Raw genomic sequence first — 19,522 nt, forward strand, 5'->3', positions numbered from 1 at the left:
CCGCACCTCGCGAAGGGAGCCGCCCCGTGCGCGCAGCAATCCAGCAGGAGATAGGCCAGGACAAGCTCGAAGTCGTCGACGACATCGAGGCGGTGGGATTCGGGCCCGGCAAGGTGCGGATCCGCATCCGGGCGACCGGACTGTGTCACTCCGACCTGTCGGCGATGAGCGGTGTGCTGCCGCAGCCCGCGCCGTTCGTGCCCGGCCACGAAGGTGCCGGCGAGATCATCGAGGTCGGCGAAGGCGTCACCAACGTCAAGGCCGGCGACCGCGTGCTGGTCTGCTGGCTGCCGGCCTGCGGCGCCTGCGCCTCCTGCAAGCGCGGCCAGACCCAGCTGTGCATCGCCGGCTTCCTCAACGCCGGCACCCCCAACTACAAGCGCCCCGGCGGCGATGTCTTCGGCTTCGCCGGCACCGGCACCTTCGCCGAGGAGGTCGTCGTCGACGCGCTGTGCGCCGTCCCGATCCCCGACGACGTGCCGTACGAGATCGCCGCGCTGATCGGCTGCGGGGTCACCACCGGCATCGGCGCCGCCATCAACACCGCCAAGGTGGAGGCCGGCTCCTCGGTCGCCGTCATCGGCTGCGGCGGGGTCGGCATCAGCGTCATCCAGGGCGCGCGGGCGCTCGGCGCCGCCGAGATCGTCGCCATCGACCCGGTCGAGAGCCGGCGCGAGGCGGCCCTGCGGTTCGGCGCCACCGAGGGCATCGCCCCCGACGGGCTCGCCGACGCCAAGAACCGCATCACCGCGGGCGAGGGCTTCGACTACGTCTTCGAGGTCGTCGGCAAGTCCGCCACCGCCCGCACCGCGTACGAGAACACCCGCCGCGGCGGCACCCTGTGCATCGTCGGCGCCGGCGCCATGGACGACAACCTGCAGATCAACATGTTCGAGCTGTTCTTCGACGAGAAGCGCATCCTGCCGTCGCTCTACGGCGGCGGCGACGTACTGCGCTCCTACGAGCGCGTCATCAAGCTCTGGCGCGCCGGCCGCATCGACCTGGAGGGCCTGATCACCCACCGGGTGCGGCTGGAGGAGATCAACGACGCGATCGACCAGATGCGCACCGGCGAGGCGCTGCGCACCTGCATCACCATCTGAGCCGTCCGAACGACGTGAACCATCCGAACCCGCACCTGTCGCCGTAGATGTAGCTGAGAGGACCAGGATGTCTGTGCACGGGCAGCAACTGTCGGGTCTGGCCGCGATCGTCACCGGGGCCGGGCGCGGCCTCGGGCGGGCCGAAGCCCTGGAGTTGGGACGGCTCGGCGCGAGTGTCGTCGTCAACGACTTCGGGCAGCCGGGCCGGGACGGCTCCGGTGCGGCGTCGGCCACCCCGGCCGAGGAGGTCGCGGCCGAGATCGTCGCGGCGGGCGGGCAGGCCATCGCCCACCACGGCGACGTGGCCGACTTCGAGGAGGCCCGCGGGCTGATCCAGCTCGCCGTCGACACCTACGGAAAGCTCGACATCCTGGTCAACAACGCGGGCATCCTCCGCGACCGGATGATCTTCTCCATGTCGGAGGCGGAGTGGGACGCGGTGATCCACGTCCACCTCAAGGGCCACTTCAACACGACCCACTTCGCGGCCGTCCACTGGCGGGAACGTTCCAAGGCGGCGGGCGGACCGGTCTACGGCCGGGTCGTCAACACCTCCTCCGAGGCGTTCCTCGCCGGCTCGGCCGGGCAGCCCAACTACGCCGCCGCCAAGGGCGGCATCGTCGGGCTCACCACCTCCACGGCGCTCGCGCTCGGCAAGTACGGCGTCACCGCCAACGCGATCTGCCCGCGGGCCCGCACCCGGATGACCGAGGACGTCTTCGCGGGCTATCTGGAGGTGGCGGAGGGTCTCGACCCGCTCGCCCCCGAGCACGTCTCACCGCTCGTCGGCTACCTCGCCTCACCCGCGGCCGCGCGCGCCAACGGCCAGCTCTTCGTGGTGCACGGCGGCATGGTCGCGGTCATCGACCGCCCCCGCGTCGCCGCCAAGTTCGACACCGCCAAGGACGTCTTCAGCCACGACGAACTCGACGGCCTGCTGACTCCGTACTACGCGGACCGCGACCCGAACCACACGTTCGCGGCCACGGAAGTGCTGGGCCTCAAGCACGAGTAGTCCTGCTGCTCCGGCCCGGCCGGCTGACGAGACCCAAGGGTCTCGTCAGCCGGCCGTCCTTCAGTCCTTGCTGCCCGCAGGGCGCCGGTGGCGGCCGTGCGGGTCGCCGTCGCTGTCGTGCGGCGAGGCGGTACCGCGGTGGCGACCCCCGGCGTTGTCGTGACCCTCGCCGGAGTCGGATGTGGATTCGGACATGGAACGTCTCCCCGATGAATGGCGTGCTGATTTGCGCTTGAAGCGGCCGAATATCCCCAACTCGGCCTGTGGGTACGCCCGTTGGTCACCCTCGGTGCCCGAGGGGTCCGGATGCGTAGCCCCCGGCGAGTGTAGTCGGCGGCCGCGTCCGGAGATCATCGGGGTTACCGTGCCCGCGCCGTGTCGAGCGGCGCCTGCTGGAGCGGGAGCACGGACATCGGCCTCGGCTCGTCCCCGTCGGGCCCGCAGGCGGCGGCCCCCTCGACCGCCGCCCGTGCACCACCCGTGACGGCCGCCACGGGTGCCGCGGCCGGCGCCTCGTACTCGCTCAGCCCGAACGGCCAGCGCGCGCAGGCGTACGGCAGCCGCAGGGAGCCGCGCGCCGACCACAGCCCGGTGCCCGCGAGCCAGCCCTGGGGGCGGTGAGCCACGTCACCGTCCGCTCGCCCGGCCGCCAGACCACGGGCGCGGCCCCGTCCGGCCCCTCGGCGCGCAGCGCCACCGCCGCCCCCTCCGGCATCAGTATCTGACCGGACTGCGCGGCGAACGGGGTGAGGACCGTGTCGGCCATCCGCAGCGCCTCCGGGAAGCGCACCGGACGCCGGCTGCCCAGCACGCCCCAGCCGAGCCGGTCGGTGCCGGGTGCGTCGCTGCGCAGCAGGAGCAGCCCGCTGTCGGGCTCGGCGAGCAGGACCCGGTCGTTGCTGTCCTCGGCGATCTGCAGCAGCGGGGTCGTCTCGCCCTGTCGCAGATCGACGGCGACGGCCTTGGTGCGGCCGCCGTCCGGGCCGACGCGGTCGAGGGCGAGCATGCGGCCGGCGCGGTCCAGCCAGACGCCGCCGGTGCAGCGGCCCGGCACGGTGGCGAGCAGCTGCGGCCCGCCGCTGTGGTTGCCGCCGCCGCTGCCGCAGACGAGCCACACCTGGGTGGCGCCCTCGGTGTGGGCCAGCGCGAAGGCCGCTCCGGCGACCGGCGGCAGCAGCCGTACCTCCTGGCCCTCCAGGGACTCCAGGGAGCCGAGCGGCAGTTCCCCGGTGCCGGGCCCGGTCGGGTAGAGCAGCGCGAGGTCGAAGCGGTCGGCGACGCGGCGGCGGATGAGCACCCGCCCGTCGGGCAGCGGCAGCACTTCGGTGCCGGGTTCCTCCGGCTGGTTGCCGGGCAGCGGGACGGTGTACGGCTCGGGGCCGGCCAGCGTCCAGCGCTCGGGGTACCAGCCCCCCTCGCCCGAGTCGGTGAGGCAGGCCGCGTACGAGCCGTCGGACGCGATCGTGAACCCCGCCCGCAACACCGTGGCCCTTTCGATGGCACAAGCCGTCATCGGATCTCTTCTTTCGTGGATACCCAGGCTTCAGCTGCGGAAGGAAAACGAGTCCTGGGGTGGGAGACGCGGAGTGACGAACGTCTTTCGGTCACGGTCAGGTGAGGGGTCCTTCGGGCCGGGAAGCATAGGCATAGCCGTCTGCTTGTTGGAGGAGGCGGAAGTGCTTGTGCCCGATGCCTTGGACGAGGCCGTTGGCGGTGCGGATGTTGAAGCTGCCGGTGTTTCGGACGGCGATGCGGCCGGTGTATGTCCCCGCTTTCTTGCCATGGGGGACGACAGCTCGTCCGAGGTCGCCGGTCCGGAAGCCGAAGAATGTCTTCTGGCGGGGCAGACGCAGGCGAGGGAAGCCGTATTTGTCGGTGCGGGTCCGGGTGCAGGTGCCACGTCCGGTGGCGCTGATCGCCAGCACTGTGGAGGGGTGCTGGGTGACGGTGTTGAGGACCCCGACGCACAGTGCGTCGAGGGTATGGGTTTTGGGCAGCCCGGTCCGGATGCGATTCCATTTGGTGCGGCCGCCGGATGCGGTATGCACGGTGAGGAAGGTCCCGTCGAGCGCGCGCCACAGTTCCCAGCGGGTTGCGTTGACGGCGGCGGCGTCCCGGAGGGGGAATGTGGCCTGCGCCAGGACGCGCGCCAGCCGCTGGGGGCTGTTCCTGAGAAAGTCTTCGACCGGAATGTTGTTTTTGGCCTGGTTGCAAGGGATGCAGGCCACGCACAAGTTGGAGACACGGTCGGAGCCACCCCTGCTTCTGGGATGGATGTGGTCGATGTTCAGTGGCACACCGGTGATACCGCAGTAGGTGCAGGCGCGGCCCGATGTGGCCAGGAGATATTCGCGGACCTCGGTGCCGTGCAACGTGCCGTACCGGTACTCGGCGCCTTCCAGCGGTTTGCCCGCGCTGATGGCGTGGGTGTCGAAAGCGACGCGTTCCACATGAACGGCGGTGACGGGTGCCCATCGTGCGAGGCGCCGGCACCACGACATCGTGGTCTCGACGCGGTGACGCAGCGATGGGGCCAGCCAGCCCTTGGGCCTGGTGCGGTTGAGGAAGCGCGGCGCGCGATAGCGCAGGTTCCGGGTCCGTCGTCCGCGCCGGTAGGCGGCACGCGATGTGAGTTTGTCGCGGATCCGTCCACCCCGGTGGACGAGTTCGATGCTGTACATGCCCCGACGGTCCCCGTCCCCGGTGCTGGCGAAGACGGAGATTCCGGTGTGCTTGGAGCCGGGGTCAATCCCCAACTCCACGCCGGCCACCGATGCTTCGGCGGCGGTGCGGTCCTTCAAGCGAATGACGAACGGGGTATGCCGGGCCACGACCGCGCGCTTCTTGGCGAGGAGTTTCCTCGCTCGAGCCGGGCTGCTCGGCATAAGTGGTGCGCCGTGTTTGTCCAGGACGAACACGACAGGATGGGCCTTGCGGCCCGGCTCCCCAACCCCGGGGTTGGGGGTGACGCGCCCAACGCCAGGTGAGGCGTCAGGTGTCTCCCCTCGCAGATGTTCCACGCCGGGTACCGCAATGCGGTCTTCGAGCCCCGTTTCGTCCCCGATCCGGGGGGTGTCTGCTGACTCGAATTCCAGAGCAATCTGTTGAGGAAGCGCAGCTTGGTGGGTCTTCTGTCCTGCGTGGAACGTAGCCATCTGAGGTCACCTCCCGTATAGGTGATGGCTGGTGCTGGTAACGGCGGCCCTCAGCTGTGCGGCTGAAAGCCCCCTCGCTCAGGAGGGAGATCCCGTTACGTGTTGGTTCACCTCTGGAACAAGACGCTAGTTTTCGCACTTCCGGACGATCAGCGCGAGTTGGTGCAGTTCACACGTAAGGGTGGCGCTTCTTCCGTTTACCGGAGGATTGGGCACCGGTTGTGATCCGTGAGCGGAACAACACCTTCCGGACTTGGTGGATGTCTCATTGCGGGGTAAAAGGTAAGAATCACCCAGTTGTCCCTCGGGTTCCTCTCTGCCCCAGGAGTCCCTTCACGTTTCTTCGGCGCCGCAGTACTGCCGCGGTCGCTCTTGCAGTCGCCGCCGCGCTCTCGCTGCAGACCGACGCACCCGGCCGGTCGGGTAGCCCGGCCCGCGGGCCGGCGGCCCGTCCGGTACCTGCCGGACAAGGGTCCGGCGCGTGTCCGGCGGGTGTCCGGTACTCGTCCGGTACCGGTCTCCGGGCCGCCCGCGATTCCGGTCGGCGCGGGGGAGGGCGGTAACCTTCCTCCCGTGCCCTCACTGTCCGACGTCATCGCCGCGCTCGAAACCCTCTGGCCCCCTCACCAGGCCGAGGAGTGGGATGCCGTGGGCCTCGTCTGCGGTGATCCCGAGGCGGAGGTCACGCGGGTGCTGTTCGCCGTCGACCCCGTCCAGGAGGTCGCCGACGAGGCCGTACGGATCGGCGCCGACCTGCTGGTCACCCACCATCCGCTGTACCTGCGCGGTACGACGACGGTCGCGGCCACCGGCTTCAAGGGCCGTGTCGTGCACAAGCTGATCAAGAACGATGTGGCCCTGCACGTCGCGCACACCAACGCCGACCGCGCCGACCCCGGAGTCTCCGACGCCCTCGCCGGCGCCGTCGGGCTGCGGATCACCGGGCCCCTCGTACCGGACGCGACCGATCCGTCCGGCCGCCGCGGCCTCGGCCGGATCGGCGAGCTGGACATCCCGCTCACCCTGGCCGAATTCGCCGCCCGCACCGCCCGCGGCCTGCCGCGTACCGCGGCCGGGCTGCGCGTCGCCGGGGACCCGGAGCAGCTGGTCCGTACCGTCGCCGTCTGCGGCGGTTCGGGCGACGGCCTCTTCGGCGACGTCCGCGCGGCGGGCGTCGACGTCTACCTCACCGCGGACCTCCGCCACCACCCGGCCTCCGAGGCCCAGCAGCAGGGACTTCTCTCGGACGGTAGGCCCGCGCTGGTCGATGCCGCACACTGGGCAACCGAGTGGCCGTGGTGCGAGCAGGCCGCGGGCCAGCTCGACGAGATCTCGGACCGGCACGGCTGGGCCCTGCGGACGTATGTGTCGCACCAGGTCACCGACCCGTGGACGGCCCACGCCCCGGCCCCGGAAGCTCTGTCCAGCACCTCTTCCGCCCGTTCTTCCCGCCAGTCGCCCGAAGCCACCCTTCCAACGAGCGCCTCGCGCCCGCAGTCTCACCCAGGAGCCCCCCGCTGAACGCCGCCCCCGCCGACCAGATCCGCCTCCTCGAAGTCCAGGCGCTCGACTCGCGTATCCAGCAGCTGGACCACAAGCGGCACCACCTCCCCGAGCACGCCGAGCTCGACCGTCTGAACGCCGACCTCACCCAGCTGCGCGACCTGCTCGTCGCCGCGCAGACCGAGGAGAGCGACACCGCCCGAGAGCAGACCAAGTCCGAGCAGGACGTGGACCAGGTGCGCCAGCGCGCCGCCCGCGACCAGCAGCGGCTCGACTCCGGTGCGGCGGCCTCCCCGAAGGACCTGGAGAACCTGCAGCGCGAGATCGTCTCGCTCGCCAAGCGGCAGAGCGACCTCGAGGACGTCGTCCTGGAGGTCATGGAGCGCCGCGAGACCATGCAGGAGCGGGTCCAGGAGCTCTCCCACCGGCTGGAGTCCGTGCAGGCCAAGGCCGTTGAGGCCGAGACCCGCAAGTCCACCGCGCTCAACGAGCTCGACGCCGAGGGCTCCAAGGCGGTCAAGGAGCGCGAGATCGTCGCCGGCTCCGTGCCTGCCGACCTCCTGAAGCTCTACGACAAGCTGCGCTCCCAGCAGGGTGGCGTCGGCGCCGCCCGGCTCTACCAGAAGCGCTGCGAGGGCTGCCGTCTGGAGCTCAACATCACCGAACTGGGCGAGGTGCGGGCGGCTCCCGCCGACACCGTCGTCCGCTGCGAGAACTGCATGCGCATCCTGGTCCGCACCGCGGACTCCGGCCTCTGATGGCTCGTGGTTTCGTCGTCGAGGCCGACGGCGGGTCCCGGGGCAACCCGGGGCCCGCGGGCTACGGCGCCGTGGTCCTCGACCCGGCCACCGGCGAGACCCTCGCCGAGGCCGCCGAGTACATCGGTCACGCCACGAACAACGTCGCCGAGTACCGGGGTCTGATCGCGGGACTGCGGGCCGCCAAGGCCCTCGATCCCGAGGCCTCGGTCCGGGTCCGGATGGACTCCAAGCTCGTCGTCGAGCAGATGTCGGGGCGCTGGAAGATCAAGCACCCGGACATGCGCCCGCTCGCCGCCGAGGCCAAGTCCGTGCTGCCGGCCGGCCAGGTGACGTACGAGTGGATCCCGCGCGAGAAGAACAAGCACGCGGACCGGCTCGCGAACGAGGCGATGGACGCGGGCAAGAAGGGCCGGCAGTGGGAGCCCGGGGCTCCCGTCGTGCGCAGCGAACTCGGGCTGGGCGGCGGCGCCGGGATCGCGGCCCAGGGGTCGGACCGGTTGTCCGAACGGGGGTCGGGCCGGTTGTCCGAACGGGGGTCGGGGCCGGCTCAGCGGCCGGCCCAGGGGCCGGTTCAGGACGCGCTTCCGGAGACCGCTCCGAGCGCGGGCTGGTCGGCCGCGGCCGACCTCGGGACGCCCACCACCTTCGTCCTGCTCCGGCACGGCGAGACCGCCCTCACGCCCGAGAAGCGGTTCTCGGGCAGCGGCGGCACCGACCCCGACCTGTCGGAGAAGGGCCGTTGGCAGGCCCAGCAGGCCGCGATCTCGTTCGCGGCCGGCGGCACCGTGCAGGCGATCGTCAGCTCCCCGCTGGCCCGCTGCCGGCAGACCGCGGAAGCCGTCGCGACCCGCCTCGGCCTCGACGTGCGGATCGACGAGGGTCTGCGCGAGACCGACTTCGGGGTCTTCGAGGGGCTCACCTTCGCCGAGGTGCGGGAGCGGTATCCGGCCGAACTGGACGACTGGCTGGCATCGGCCGAGACCGCCCCGCCGGGCGGGGAGAGCTTCGCGGCGGTCGCCCGCCGGGTGGCGCTGTCCCGCGACAAGCTCCTCGCGCGCTACGCGGGGAAGACGGTGCTGCTCGTCACGCACGTCACCCCGGTCAAGACGCTGGTCCGGCTCGCGCTGGGCGCGCCGCCCGAGTCCGTGTTCCGCATGGAGCTCTCGGCGGCGTCCGTGTCGGAGGTGGCCTACTACGCCGACGGCAACGCCTCGCTGCGCCTGCTGAACGACACGTCGCACTTGAGGTAGTCCGCGGGTGGGGTCCGGTCAGGTGTGTTCACGGCACCACGTGTCCTACGTTTCCTGCCTGCCTGCCTGCCTGCCTGCCTGCCTTGCCGCCGCCCGGCGCGTCCGGCCCTCCGGGGTTCAGCCGCGCAGGGCGGCGGCTTCGCGGGCGAGGGCCTCGACGCGACCCCAGTCCTTGGCGCGGAGCGCCTCGGCGGGCAGCATCCAGGTGCCGCCGACGCAGCCGACGTTGGGCAGCGCCAGATAGCGGGGCGCGGCGGCCGCGTCGATCCCGCCCGTGGGGCAGAACCGCGCGAGCGGCAGCGGTGAGGCGAGCGAGGTCAGATACGCGGTGCCGCCGGCGGCCTCGGCCGGGAAGAACTTCATCTCCGTTATGCCGCGTTCCAGCAGCGCGACCACTTCCGACGTCGTCGAGACGCCGGGCAGGAAGGGCAGCCCCGAGGCGCGCATCGCTTCCAGCAGCAGGTCGGTCCACCCCGGGCTGACCAGGAAGCGGGCCCCGGCGGCGACCGCGGCGCCGACGTGTTCGGGCGTCAGCACCGTCCCCGCTCCGACGACCGCGTCCGGAACCTCGCGCGCGATGGCGGCGATGGCGTCCAGCGCGGCGGCCGTCCGCAGGGTGACCTCGATCGCGGGCAGCCCGCCCGCGACGAGGGCGCGGGCCAGCGGCACGGCGTCGGCGGCGTCCTCCAGGACGACGACGGGGACGACGGGGGCGAGGTCGAGGACGGAAGTCATGCCCGTCATCCTGCCTGCGGCCCGGCATCCTGCGCAACGAGCGTTGCGCAGGGTGCAATGGCAGCGTCGTGCAGGGTTCCGCCGCGGGGTTCGCCCCGGGCTCAGTGGATCTGGGTCACCAGCACGTCGAGCTTCCCCGGCGCCTGCTCCTCGATCACGAAGCCCAGGTCCCGCAGCGTCGCGGCGAGCTTCGCCGGTGTCTTCGGCTTCGCGCCCGACTCCAGGAGGGCGCGCACCAGCCGGCCCTTGGTGGCCTTGTTGAAGTGGCTCACCACGGACCGCTTCTCGACGCCGTCGACGACCGTCACCTGCAGCACCCGCACGGTCGCCGTCCGCGCCGCGAGCTCGCTGCGCGGCTTCGGCTTCCACGCGCTCGCGTACGCCGACGAGCGCAGGTCCAGCACCAGGCCCCCGCCCGCCGCCTCCGGAACGACGCCGGCCATCGGCTCCCGCCAGTACGCCCCGAGCGCGCCCAGCGCGGGCAGCTTCACCCCCATCGAGCAGCGGTACGACGGGATCCGGTCGGTGATCCGCACCGCGCCCCACAGCCCCGAGAAGACCAGTAGGGAATCCTTCGCGCGCCTGCGGGCGGCGGAGCTGAGCGTCGCGAGCCCCAGGGCGTCGTAGAGCACGCCGGTGTACAGCTCCCCGGCCGGCAGCGTCGGCGCGGTGAGCAGCCCGGCGTCCTTGGCGACCTCGCCGCGCAGCCCCGGGCTCAGCCCGAGCGCGTCCGCGGCCTTCTCCTCGTCGCCCGAGCACAGCTCCACCAGCTCCGCCAGCACCGTCGACCGCGTTCCGGTCAGCCCGGGGAGCGAGAGCGACGCCAGGTCGACGGCGGGACCGGCACCCACGGTGGCCTTGCCCTCGGACGGCGGAAGCAGGACGAGCACAGCAGTTCTCCCTCGGACGGACCAACACGAACCGGGAGCAGCCTACGGCCCGTCATACGCTCACTTCATGCCCCGCCGCCACCTGCTCGTCCCGGCCGCCGACGGAACCCTGCTGCGCGACGCGCTGCGTGCGCTGCGCGTCCGGCTCGAGGTGCCGGAGGAGTTCCCGGCCGCCGTGCTCGCCGAGGCCCGGCGGGCCGCCGACCGTCCCCGGATGCCGGAGCTCGACGCCACCGACATCCCGCTCTTCACGATCGACCCGCCGACGTCCACCGATCTCGACCAGGCCATGCACCTGGCCCGCCGGACGGGGACGGGGGCCGGGACCGCGCCCGGCGGCTACCGGGTGCACTACGCCATCGCCGACGTCGCGGCCTTCGTGACGCCCGGCGGCGCGCTCGACGCCGAGGCGCACCGCCGCGTCACGACCCTCTACTTCCCCGACGAGCGCGTCCCCCTCCACCCGCAGCTCCTCAGCGAGGGCGCCGCCAGCCTGCTCCCCGGCCAGGACCGCCCGGCCCTGCTGTGGCGGATCGACCTCGACGCGACCGGCCGGGTCACCGCGACCGACGTCCGCCGGGCCCGGGTCCGCAGCCGCGCCAAGCTCGACTACGCGGGCGTCCAGCGCTCCATCGACGACGGCACCGCGGAGGAGCCCGTCGCCCTCCTCAAGGAGATCGGGCTGCTCCGGGAGGGGCTCGAACGGGACCGCGGCGGCATCTCCCTCAACGTTCCCGAGCAGGAGATCGAGCAGCGCCCCGACGGCGACGGCTACGTACTCGAATACCGCGCCCCGCTGCCCGCCGACGGCTGGAACGCCCAGATCTCCCTGCTCACCGGCATGGCCGCCGCCGACCTCATGATCCGGTCCGGCACCGGCATCCTCCGTACGCTCCCCGCCGCCCCTCAGGGCGCCGCCGACCGGCTCAGGCGCGTAGCCGAAGCCCTCCAGGTCGACTGGCCGGCCGGCACCCCGTACGCCGACGTCATCCGCTCCCTCGATCCGCGGCGCCCCGACCACGCCGCCTTCCTGCAGGAGTGCACCTCCCTGCTGCGCGGCGCCGGCTACACGGTCTTCGACGGCGCCGCCCCCGAGCACGCGGAACACGCCGCCGTCGCCGCCCCCTACACCCACTGCACGGCCCCGCTGCGCCGCCTCGTCGACCGCTACGCCGGCGAGCTCTGCCTCGCCGCCGTCGCGGGCGAGCAGCCCCCGGACTGGGTCCGCGCCGCCCTCCCCGGCCTCCCCAAGGAGATGACCGCGGGCACCCAGCACGCCAACCGAGCCGAACGCGAATGCGTCGACCTGATCGAGGCCGCCCTCCTCAAGGACCGCGTCGGCGAGATCTTCGACGCCTTCGTCATCGACCTCGACGACCGCGAACCCGGCACCGGCACGATCCATCTCGACGACCCCGCCGTCGTGGCCCGCATCCAGTCCCCACCGTCCGCCCCCGCTCTCCACCTCGGCCACCACCTCCGAGTCCGCCTCACCGAAGCCGACCCCAGCACGTCAAAGGTCCTCTTCGCCCCGGCATAGCCGCCCAGGCGCGTCGACTAGGATGGGCGGCACGGCGGACGAGCCGGCCGGGCGGTCGCGGCGGGATCCTTGTGATCCTTCCGAGGAACGTCCGGGCTCCACAGGGCAAGGTGGTGGGTAACGCCCACCCGGGGTGACCCGCGTGCCAGTGCCACAGAAAACAGACCGCCGGGAGCCGCAAGGCCCCCGGTAAGGGTGAAACGGTGGTGTAAGAGACCACCAGCGTCCAGGGTGACCTGGACGGCTAGGTAAACCACACCTGGAGCAAGGTCAAGAATGGGCCGCCGTAAGGCGGCTCTGCGCGGATGACTGAGGGCTGCCCGCCCGAGTCCGCGGGTAGACCGCACGAGGCCGGCGGCAACGCCGGTCCCAGATGGATGGCCGCCTCCCCATGGCCCGCAAGGACCACGGGAGACAGAACCCGGCGTACAGGCCGACTCGTCCGCCGCCTTATATCGCCGCAGGTCAGAGCACGTTTTGCAGGGCGGACATTCCGACCGGGTCGAATCTGGGTCGAATTCGCTGTCGAGAGTGTCCTCCTCCACACGCGGCTTCGATGCGCAACCGTGGAAACCCTGACCAGGGGCGATGCTCGGATGAAGACCCGGCAGACGCTACTCCCCGTACATCCGTGTTTTGTCCGGAGGAGTCGGAGAGGACGCGATCACCGCACGACGGCTTCTTGGCTTTGCCGCGACCCAGACCCATCCGCTGCTGGTGTCAGTTCCGAATAAGGGGTGTGAGTTGATCCCGGCGTCCTTGGCGAAGCCTCGGTCGCTGTTCCTCCCAATGGCACAGGAGCCCCTCCTCCCATACGGCACCGGACTGCCGCGGGGCTCCGTTTGGAGCAAGCCATGAACAAGACTCTCCTGCCCCTGGTGGGTATAGCCGCGTTCGCCGTACCGTTGGCGCTGCCCGCGATGGCGTCCGCACAGGACTCCAGCGGCGGTGCGAACTATCAGGCCACCCTCGACCCGGTGGCCACCAACATGGTCGACGGATCCGGCACCGCCACCGTCACCCTGTCGGGCAACCAGGCCACGGTCTCGGTGACCGCCAACCAGCTGCTCGACGCCTCCCCGCACGCCCAGCACATCCACATCAAGGGCTCGGGCGAATGCCCGAAGGCAGACGCGGCCCATGACCACAACGGGCACAAGGCGATCAGTACCACCGACGGTCTGCCCGCCTACGGCAAGATCGGCACGTCCCTGACCACCAAGGGCGACACCAGCCCGAACAGCGCGCTGGCCATCGACCGCTTCCCGGCGACCGGCTCGTTCCACTACACCCGCACGATCACCGTGACACCGGACGTGGCGGCCGCAGTGCGGGCCAACAACGCCGTGATCGTGGTGCACGGCATCGACTACAACCACAACGGCAAGTACGACAACGTCCTGGGCGCCAGCGAGCTGGACCCGAAGCTCCCCCAGGAAGCCACCGCGCCCGCCATCTGCGGCGCCCTGAACTCCATGCCCACCGGCGGAGCGGGAACCGGTGACGGAGCCACCCAGGCATCTCAGGCGTCCAACGGCAGCAACAGCGCCGATCTGATCGCCACCGGCCTGGGCGCCGCAGCGGTCGCGGCACTGGCCGGCACTCTGATCCTGCGGCGCAGGAACGCCGCAGCCCAGCGATGACCGACGGGACCGGGCCCGGCACCAGGCCCGAGCCGGATCCAGAAGCAGCCGCCCCCCGTCCGGCGGGGGGCGGCACCCGCCGCCGCACCATCATCGGACTCACCGCGGCACTGGCCCTGGCAGCAGCCGGTGCCGCCGTCGCCCTTACCGGCGCACCCAGCAGCAGCGCCCCGCCACCCCAGCCCCCAGCCGTGGCGGCCCCGGCCACCACGGCGCACCCCACACCACTCCAGCCACCCGGCACACCGGTGCCGCACTCCTCAGCCGGACACGTCCTCCCGGCTTCCGTGCCGGTGTCCCTGGACATCCCCGCCATCGGCGTCCACACCACGCTGCTGTCCCTGGGCCGCAACACCGACGGAACCGTCCAGGTCCCCTGGAAGCCGCTGAAGGCCGGCTGGTACAAGGACTCACCCACTCCCGGACAGCTCGGCGCATCCGTCATTCTCGGCCACGTCGACTCCAAGGAGACCGGGCCAGCCGTCTTCTACCGGCTGGGCGCCCTCACCGCAGGCACCCGCATCAGCGTCACCCGGAGCGACGGCACCACCGCCGCCTTCACCACCGACTCCGTGCGGGCCTACCCCAAGGACGACTTCCCCACCCTCGACGTCTACGCCACAAACGCCGACCGACCCCAGCTCCGCCTCATCACCTGCGGCAACTGGGACCCCGAAACCCACACCTATCTCGGCAACATCGTCGCCTTCGCCACCCTCACCGACGCCGCCTAAGATCACCTTGTCCGGGAGCCAAGCGGCCAACCGCCGTCCTGACTCACCTGCTCAGAGGGCGACTGCACGAAACACCTGTCAAGGCGGGGGACCGTTCGGACAGGTCGGCGTCATCGAGTGGGCAGATCCCCTGGATGCGTTGGGCGGCGTCACCGACGCCCCTTAAAGGAGACGAAATGTTCGGTTATCGCGTTCCCGCCCCCGACGAGGCGATGCTGATTTCAGGCGGCAGGCGGGGACTGGAAGGTGCGCCGTTCCGCGTGGTGACCGGGCACGGAAAGTTCGTGCTCCCTGTCTTCCGCAAGACCCGCTTCCTCACTCTGGCGATGTGCGAGGCCGAGGTCGCCGAGACCTGTGTGACCAAGCAGGGCATCGCCCTGTCTGTGACGGCCGTGATCGCCTTCAAGGTGGGCAACGACCGGGAGAGCATCGTCAACGCCGGTCAGCGGTTCCTTTCCGACCAGGACCAGATGTCGGTACTGACCGGCCGGATCTTCGCCGGTCATCTGCGCTCCATCATCGGCTCGATGACGGTCGAGGAGATCGTCACCGAACGGCAGAAGCTCGCCACCGAGGTCCTGGAGACCTCCAAGACGGAGATGGCGAAGATCGGTCTGACCGTCGACTCACTGCAGATCCAGTCGATCGACGACGGCAACACCGGATACATCGCCGCGATGGCCGCACCGCACAAGGCCGCCATCCAGCGGCAGGCCCAGATCGCCCAGGCGCAGGCCACCCAGGCCTCGGTGGAGGCCGAGCAGGTGGCCGCACGGAACCAGGCCGAGTACGCCCGGCAGACCGCCGTGGTGAAGGCCGAGTACTCCGCCCAGGTGGACCGCGCGCAGGCGGAGTCCGCGCAGGCCGGCCCGCTGGCGATGGCCCACGCACAGCAGGAAGTGCTCATCGCCCAGACCGAACTGGCCCAGCGCCAGGCCGAGCTCCGGCAGCAGCAGCTGCGGGCCGAGATCGTGAAGCCCGCCGAGGCCGAGGCCGAACGGATCAAGGTGCTGGCGATCGCCGAGGCCGAGCGGATGAAGATCCAGGCCGAGGCCGCGGCCTCGTACGACCGGGTGGCACTGGACCGGATGCTGATCGACCAGCTGCCGCTGATCGTCAAGGAGGCCGCCGGCGGCCTCGCCGGGGCCAACGTCAACGTCCTCAACGGCGCCGACGGCCTCAGTGAGATCGCGGCGGGACTGGTCGGCCAGGGGCTGACCATCCTGGACTCGGTCCGGAAGAACCTGAGCGGCTCCACCGAGTACCCCCGTCCGGGCAAGGACAACGGCCTGCTCGAACTGCAGGGTTACCTGAAGCCGGCCGGCGGCCCCGCGGAGCCCGCGAAGCCGAAGCGCACCGGCAAGGACACCGAGAAGGACAAGCCCACCGACGGCCCCAACGCCATCGACTAGACCAGTGGCCCCTTGCAAAGACGGGGACACCTGCCTATGGCGCGCAGCCGTGCCGACGCCTGAATGCGTCACCTCGGCATGAGCAGCGTGGCGAGGCTCAGCTGCCTGTCGTGGGTCGTCCTAGTTCGACATCGTCGCTGGCGTGGGCTGTGACACAGCCGCTTCTTGTCGTTTCTGTTTCCCGTGCGCCCGCAGTGTCGCTCCGGCCAGCACCGCCATTGCTGCGGTCCCGTAGGACCAGGATTGGAGTAGTTCGCTGGGGAGCGCCATGGCAGTGCCGATGTAGAGCACGGTGCCCGCGAGGGGGACGGCGAGCCATTCCCAGCGGCCGTCGAGGGCGACCAGCGCGATCATCAGCAGGGCGTACCAGTAGTAGGAGGGCGAGGTCAGGAGCAGTGCGGTGCCGGTGACGAGCAGTGCGCCGCTCCACGGCCGGTCGGGGTCGCCGCGGCGCATGACGTAGAGGGCCGTCAGCGCGATCAGGGCCACCGCGACCGGGGCGGCGACGTCGTCCGGCAGGAACAGCCGCAGCAGCGCGAACCGGCGGACGCTGCCTGATTCGTACCCTTCCTCCTGCAGATAGCCGGGCAGGTAGCCGAGGACGCCGAAGCCGGAGGTCAGGATGTACGGCAGATAGGTGAGCGCGATCACCAGGACGGCGGGCAGCAGGACGCGCGCGGCGTCGCGGGGGCCCCGGCGGGCGAGGGCGCCCGGCAGGACGACCGCGGGCAGCAGCTTGACGGCGATGGCCGCGCCGAGCAGCGCGCCGCGGCGCGGCAGGACGGACGTTCCGAGCGCGAGCACGGTCAGCAGTACGCCGAGCGTGTCGACGTGCGCGTCGTTGACGGCTGCGAAGGACACCGCGGGACACCAGGCCCACAGCGCCGCGCGCCGTGGATCGCCGCGCCGCCGCAGGACGAGGAGCAGGGCGGCGCTGGTCCCGACGGCCAGCAGCGCGCCCGCGATCTGGGTCGGCTTGTGGCGGGCGCCGTCGGGCGACAGCGCGTGGACGGCGAGGAACCAGCCCTCCGCCACCGGCGGGTAGATGGTGTTCACACCAGGCCGGTTCATCAGCGTGCAGAAGCCGCCGCCCAGCGGGTGGAGATCCGGGGCTACGCAGACCTGTCCAGCTGGGAAGAGCCAGCGGTCGCGCAGCCCGGCCAGTTCCGGTGCGGCGGGCGGATGGGCGTACGGGGAGATGCCCGCGGCCTGCACCCGGCCGTCCCAGGCGTAGCGGTACATGTCGCTGCTGGTGCGCGGCGGCCCGCTCAGCGCGGCGAGCGACAGCGCGGCGCTGCCGGCGAGCACCAGGATCACGGCGGCGCGCACGGGCACCTTACGGACCGCCCACACGGCTCCGGCGAACAGCACCCAGGCCGCCGCGTACCAGTACAGAAGGTGCCGCGGGTGCGCTTCAGAACCTCCGATGCGGATGGTGATGGCGACGACGGCGGTCAGCGCGGCGACGAGGACTGAGGTGCATACGGTGCGGACTCCCACACCGCCCACCGTGGCAGGCGGAGCCGCCCTGTGCGGACTGCGACATGGCGGTGTCCTTAATCCGTAAGGGCCGATCAAGGGTGGTCTTCAGCCTGTGGGAGCGCATGGCTCAGCTTCGGGCCAGTTCCGCGAAGTGGCGGCCGGCCACGGACCACTCCTCGACCGTCGTCCAGCAGGTGCTGTCGGCGGCGGATCGCAGCGCGGCCGCGCCCAGGCGCGCCCAGGGGAAGTCGCGGCCGTACCGTCCCCGGCCGTCCTCCACCCGTACGGTGAAGCGCTCGTCGACGTCGTAGGCAGCCGCCTCGACGAGCAACCGGCCACCAGGGGCGACCAGTTCGCCGACCCGGGCGAGCAGCGCCCGCGCGTCGCCGCCGATGCCGACATTGCCGTCGATCAGCAGCGCCGTACCCCAGCGGCCTTCGGCGGGCAGCCGGTCGAAGACCGACCGGCACAGCACCGCACCCCCGATGCCGCGGGTGCGGGCCACGGCCGCCGGGCTGACGTCCACGCCCAGGACCGGGACCCCGGTGGCCGCGATCGCCGCCACCAGCCGGCCGGGCCCGCAGCCGATGTCGAGCACCGGGCCGCGCCGGCACCGATACAGCAGCGCGGTGTCGGCGGCGTCCGGCGCCGCGCACCACCGCTCCACGTCCAGCGGCAGCAGCCAGCCGTCGGCCCTGCGCAGGAACAGCGGGCCTCGTCCCGAACGGATCGCGTGCGCGTACGGGTCGTCAATCCAGGGGGCGGGGGTCAGGGGGCGCTCAGTGATCGTCGCGCTCGCGACGTCCACAGCCGTCACCGGGCCGCCGTCCGGCCGGCTCCGGCGAAGCCCGGGGGCGTCAGCACGCCCTCCGGGCGGAGCTCGGCCGCCCGCAGGGCTGCGGTGAAGCGCGAACCGGGTGCGCGGGCGGCGACCTCGGTGGCGTCGGCGGCGGTGTCCACATCGCGCAGCACCGGCAGGTCACGGACGCGCAGCCCGGCGTCGGTGAGGCGGCGGCGCTGGATCTCGCCCGTCCGGTCCGTCGACATCGGCACCCCGGGGAACAGTGAAGGGTCCGGTTCGGCGAGGCCGATCGCCCAGAAGCCGCCGTCCTCCGCCGGGCCGAACCATGCGTCGCAGCCGTGCCAGGCGTCCGGCCGCAGCGCCGGCTCCAGCAGGGCCGGGGTGAGCTGCGGGGTGTCCATGCCGACCAGGAGCGTGGGCCCGGCGCAGTCGGCGAAGGCCGCCGCCAGCCGTTCGTCCAGGCCGCCGGACGCCTGCGGAACGACGTCGAAGCCCGGCGGCAGCCAGGGACCGGGCGCGCCGTCGAGCACCAGCACCCGGCGGCGGGCCGGGGCGCGCAGCACGGCGTCGAGGGTGTCGGCGAGCGCCGCCTCGGCCAGCGCGGCGGCCTGCCGGGGCGAGTACGGCGGGGTGAGCCGGGTCTTGACCCGTCCCGGTACCGGTTCCTTGGCGATCACCAGCAGCGTCGTCCCGCCGGGAGCGCCGGTCATCGGGCGGCCTGACCGGCGGGAACGGCCCGGGTGGGCTGCGCGGGCGCGGGAACCTCGGCGGTCCGGCCGTCCGCCGCCGGGCCGACCGCCGGCTGCCGCAGTACGGCGCTCATGTCCTGGACCGCCTGCCAGGTCCCGCGCCAGGTGCCGGTCACCTTGGAGCGGCCGGTCCTGGGCGCGTACGGGACGTCGGTCTCGGCGATCCGCCAGCCGGCGTCGGCCGCCCGGACCAGCATTTCGAGCGGATAGCCGGACCGGCGGTCGGCCAGTTCCAGACCGAGCAGCGCGGTACGCCGCGCGGCCCGCATCGGGCCGAGGTCGTGCAACCGCAGGCCGGTGCGGCGGCGGATCCGCCGGGCCAGTTCGAGATTGGCGACCCGGGCGTGCGGCGGCCAGGCGCCACGGGAGGTCGGCCTGCGGCGGCCGAGCACCAGGTCGAGATCACCCCGCAGCACCGGGTCCGCGACGGACGGCAGCAGGGCGGGGTCGAGCGAGGCGTCGCAGTCGCAGAAGCAGACGATGTCGGCGGTCGCGGCGAGCAGTCCGGCGTGGCAGGCGGCGCCGAAGCCCCGCACCGGCTCGCACACCACCGTCGCTCCGAGGGAGGCGGCGAGGTCGGCGGAGCCGTCGGTCGAGCCGTTGTCGACGACGATCGCGCGCCAGCCGGACGGAAGGCGCTCCAGCACCCAGGGCAGGGCACCGGCCTCGTCCAGGCACGGCAGTACGACGTCGACGGGCGGTGTCGTTGGGTTGGTCACGCTCCTCACCCTACGAAGCAGAACCCGAC

At 71.9% G+C, this 19,522-nt stretch carries 17 protein-coding genes, 1 other RNA gene and 1 pseudogene; 10 read left to right on the plus strand and 9 right to left on the minus strand.

What is annotated here, in order from left to right; all coding sequences use genetic code 11:
- Positions 1 to 26: 26 nt before the first annotated feature.
- Both LNW73_RS23070 and LNW73_RS23075 read left to right on the plus strand, forming a co-directional pair.
- Entirely contained in the window at positions 27 to 1,103 is a 1,077-nt protein-coding gene (locus tag LNW73_RS23070) for a Zn-dependent alcohol dehydrogenase (protein WP_164296733.1), read from the plus strand.
- A gap of 67 nt (positions 1,104 to 1,170) precedes the next feature.
- Positions 1,171 to 2,118: a 3-oxoacyl-ACP reductase gene (locus LNW73_RS23075; RefSeq protein WP_250975694.1), complete on the plus strand. Its 948-nt coding sequence runs from the start codon at positions 1,171 to 1,173 to the stop codon at positions 2,116 to 2,118.
- A gap of 60 nt (positions 2,119 to 2,178) precedes the next feature.
- Here LNW73_RS23075 and LNW73_RS36045 read toward each other — a convergent pair whose 3' ends face one another.
- From LNW73_RS36045 to iscB, 3 genes and pseudogenes are all read right to left on the minus strand, one after another.
- Complete coding sequence (locus LNW73_RS36045) at positions 2,179 to 2,313, minus strand: hypothetical protein (protein WP_285369560.1); 135 nt, start codon at positions 2,311 to 2,313, stop codon at positions 2,179 to 2,181.
- Between the two features lie 164 nt (positions 2,314 to 2,477).
- Positions 2,478 to 3,631, minus strand: a pseudogene (locus tag LNW73_RS23080) (hypothetical protein).
- Positions 3,632 to 3,728: 97 nt separating this feature from the next.
- Positions 3,729 to 5,273, minus strand: a complete 1,545-nt coding sequence (gene iscB / locus LNW73_RS23085) for an RNA-guided endonuclease IscB (RefSeq protein WP_250991196.1) — start codon at positions 5,271 to 5,273, stop codon at positions 3,729 to 3,731.
- Positions 5,274 to 5,846: 573 nt separating this feature from the next.
- Here iscB and LNW73_RS23090 point away from each other — a divergent pair.
- From LNW73_RS23090 to LNW73_RS23100, 3 genes are read left to right on the plus strand one after another with little or no spacing between them, the layout of a single operon-like run.
- On the plus strand, positions 5,847 to 6,794 hold the full coding sequence (locus LNW73_RS23090) for a Nif3-like dinuclear metal center hexameric protein (protein ID WP_250991197.1): 948 nt from the start codon (positions 5,847 to 5,849) through the stop codon (positions 6,792 to 6,794).
- Positions 6,791 to 7,534 (plus strand): zinc ribbon domain-containing protein, encoded by a 744-nt coding sequence (locus tag LNW73_RS23095; RefSeq protein WP_250993012.1) that lies wholly within the window; start codon positions 6,791 to 6,793, stop codon positions 7,532 to 7,534. Before LNW73_RS23090 ends, LNW73_RS23095 begins: the two co-directional genes overlap by 4 nt.
- Positions 7,534 to 8,787 (plus strand): bifunctional RNase H/acid phosphatase, encoded by a 1,254-nt coding sequence (locus tag LNW73_RS23100; RefSeq protein WP_250991198.1) that lies wholly within the window; start codon positions 7,534 to 7,536, stop codon positions 8,785 to 8,787. The genes LNW73_RS23095 and LNW73_RS23100 overlap by 1 nt, the downstream gene beginning before the upstream one ends.
- Before the next feature lie 117 nt (positions 8,788 to 8,904).
- Here the strand turns inward: LNW73_RS23100 and eda are convergent, their stop codons facing one another.
- Positions 8,905 to 9,522, minus strand: a complete 618-nt coding sequence (gene eda, locus LNW73_RS23105; RefSeq protein WP_374118160.1) for a bifunctional 4-hydroxy-2-oxoglutarate aldolase/2-dehydro-3-deoxy-phosphogluconate aldolase — start codon at positions 9,520 to 9,522, stop codon at positions 8,905 to 8,907.
- A gap of 101 nt (positions 9,523 to 9,623) precedes the next feature.
- Complete coding sequence (yaaA, locus tag LNW73_RS23110; protein ID WP_250991200.1) at positions 9,624 to 10,412, minus strand: peroxide stress protein YaaA; 789 nt, start codon at positions 10,410 to 10,412, stop codon at positions 9,624 to 9,626.
- 67 nt (positions 10,413 to 10,479) lie between these two features.
- Between yaaA and LNW73_RS23115 the strand changes: the two genes are divergently transcribed.
- From LNW73_RS23115 to LNW73_RS23135, 5 genes are all read left to right on the plus strand, one after another.
- Positions 10,480 to 11,952: an RNB domain-containing ribonuclease gene (locus LNW73_RS23115; RefSeq protein ID WP_250991201.1), complete on the plus strand. Its 1,473-nt coding sequence runs from the start codon at positions 10,480 to 10,482 to the stop codon at positions 11,950 to 11,952.
- Positions 11,953 to 11,991: 39 nt separating this feature from the next.
- An RNA gene (gene rnpB / locus LNW73_RS23120) (RNase P RNA component class A) lies at positions 11,992 to 12,397 on the plus strand.
- A gap of 409 nt (positions 12,398 to 12,806) precedes the next feature.
- A complete protein-coding gene (locus tag LNW73_RS23125; RefSeq protein WP_250991202.1) occupies positions 12,807 to 13,595 on the plus strand; it encodes a hypothetical protein in 789 nt (262 codons plus the stop codon).
- Positions 13,592 to 14,329 carry a class F sortase gene (locus LNW73_RS23130; protein WP_250991203.1) on the plus strand — a complete coding sequence of 246 codons (738 nt, stop codon included), beginning with the start codon at positions 13,592 to 13,594 and terminating at the stop codon, positions 14,327 to 14,329. The genes LNW73_RS23125 and LNW73_RS23130 overlap by 4 nt, the downstream gene beginning before the upstream one ends.
- Before the next feature lie 176 nt (positions 14,330 to 14,505).
- Positions 14,506 to 15,741 (plus strand): flotillin family protein, encoded by a 1,236-nt coding sequence (locus LNW73_RS23135; protein ID WP_250991204.1) that lies wholly within the window; start codon positions 14,506 to 14,508, stop codon positions 15,739 to 15,741.
- A 120-nt stretch (positions 15,742 to 15,861) separates the two neighbouring features.
- On the opposite strand, the gene LNW73_RS23140 is transcribed toward LNW73_RS23135, so the two are convergent.
- The 4 genes from LNW73_RS23140 to LNW73_RS23155 all read right to left on the minus strand — a co-directional run bounded on the left by LNW73_RS23140 (position 15,862) and on the right by LNW73_RS23155 (position 19,493).
- A complete protein-coding gene (locus tag LNW73_RS23140) occupies positions 15,862 to 17,241 on the minus strand; it encodes a glycosyltransferase 87 family protein (protein ID WP_250991205.1) in 1,380 nt (459 codons plus the stop codon).
- 109 nt (positions 17,242 to 17,350) lie between these two features.
- Positions 17,351 to 18,040, minus strand: a complete 690-nt coding sequence (locus tag LNW73_RS23145) for a methyltransferase domain-containing protein (protein WP_374118162.1) — start codon at positions 18,038 to 18,040, stop codon at positions 17,351 to 17,353.
- Complete coding sequence (locus tag LNW73_RS23150; RefSeq protein WP_250991206.1) at positions 18,037 to 18,735, minus strand: TIGR04282 family arsenosugar biosynthesis glycosyltransferase; 699 nt, start codon at positions 18,733 to 18,735, stop codon at positions 18,037 to 18,039. The genes LNW73_RS23145 and LNW73_RS23150 overlap by 4 nt, the downstream gene beginning before the upstream one ends.
- Positions 18,732 to 19,493, minus strand: coding sequence for a glycosyltransferase family 2 protein (locus LNW73_RS23155; protein WP_374118163.1), 762 nt, complete (start codon positions 19,491 to 19,493; stop codon positions 18,732 to 18,734). The genes LNW73_RS23150 and LNW73_RS23155 overlap by 4 nt, the downstream gene beginning before the upstream one ends.
- Positions 19,494 to 19,522 lie beyond the last annotated feature (29 nt).

Source organism: Streptomyces sp. RKAG337 (assembly GCF_023701715.1).
Lineage (GTDB): Bacteria > Actinomycetota > Actinomycetes > Streptomycetales > Streptomycetaceae > Actinacidiphila.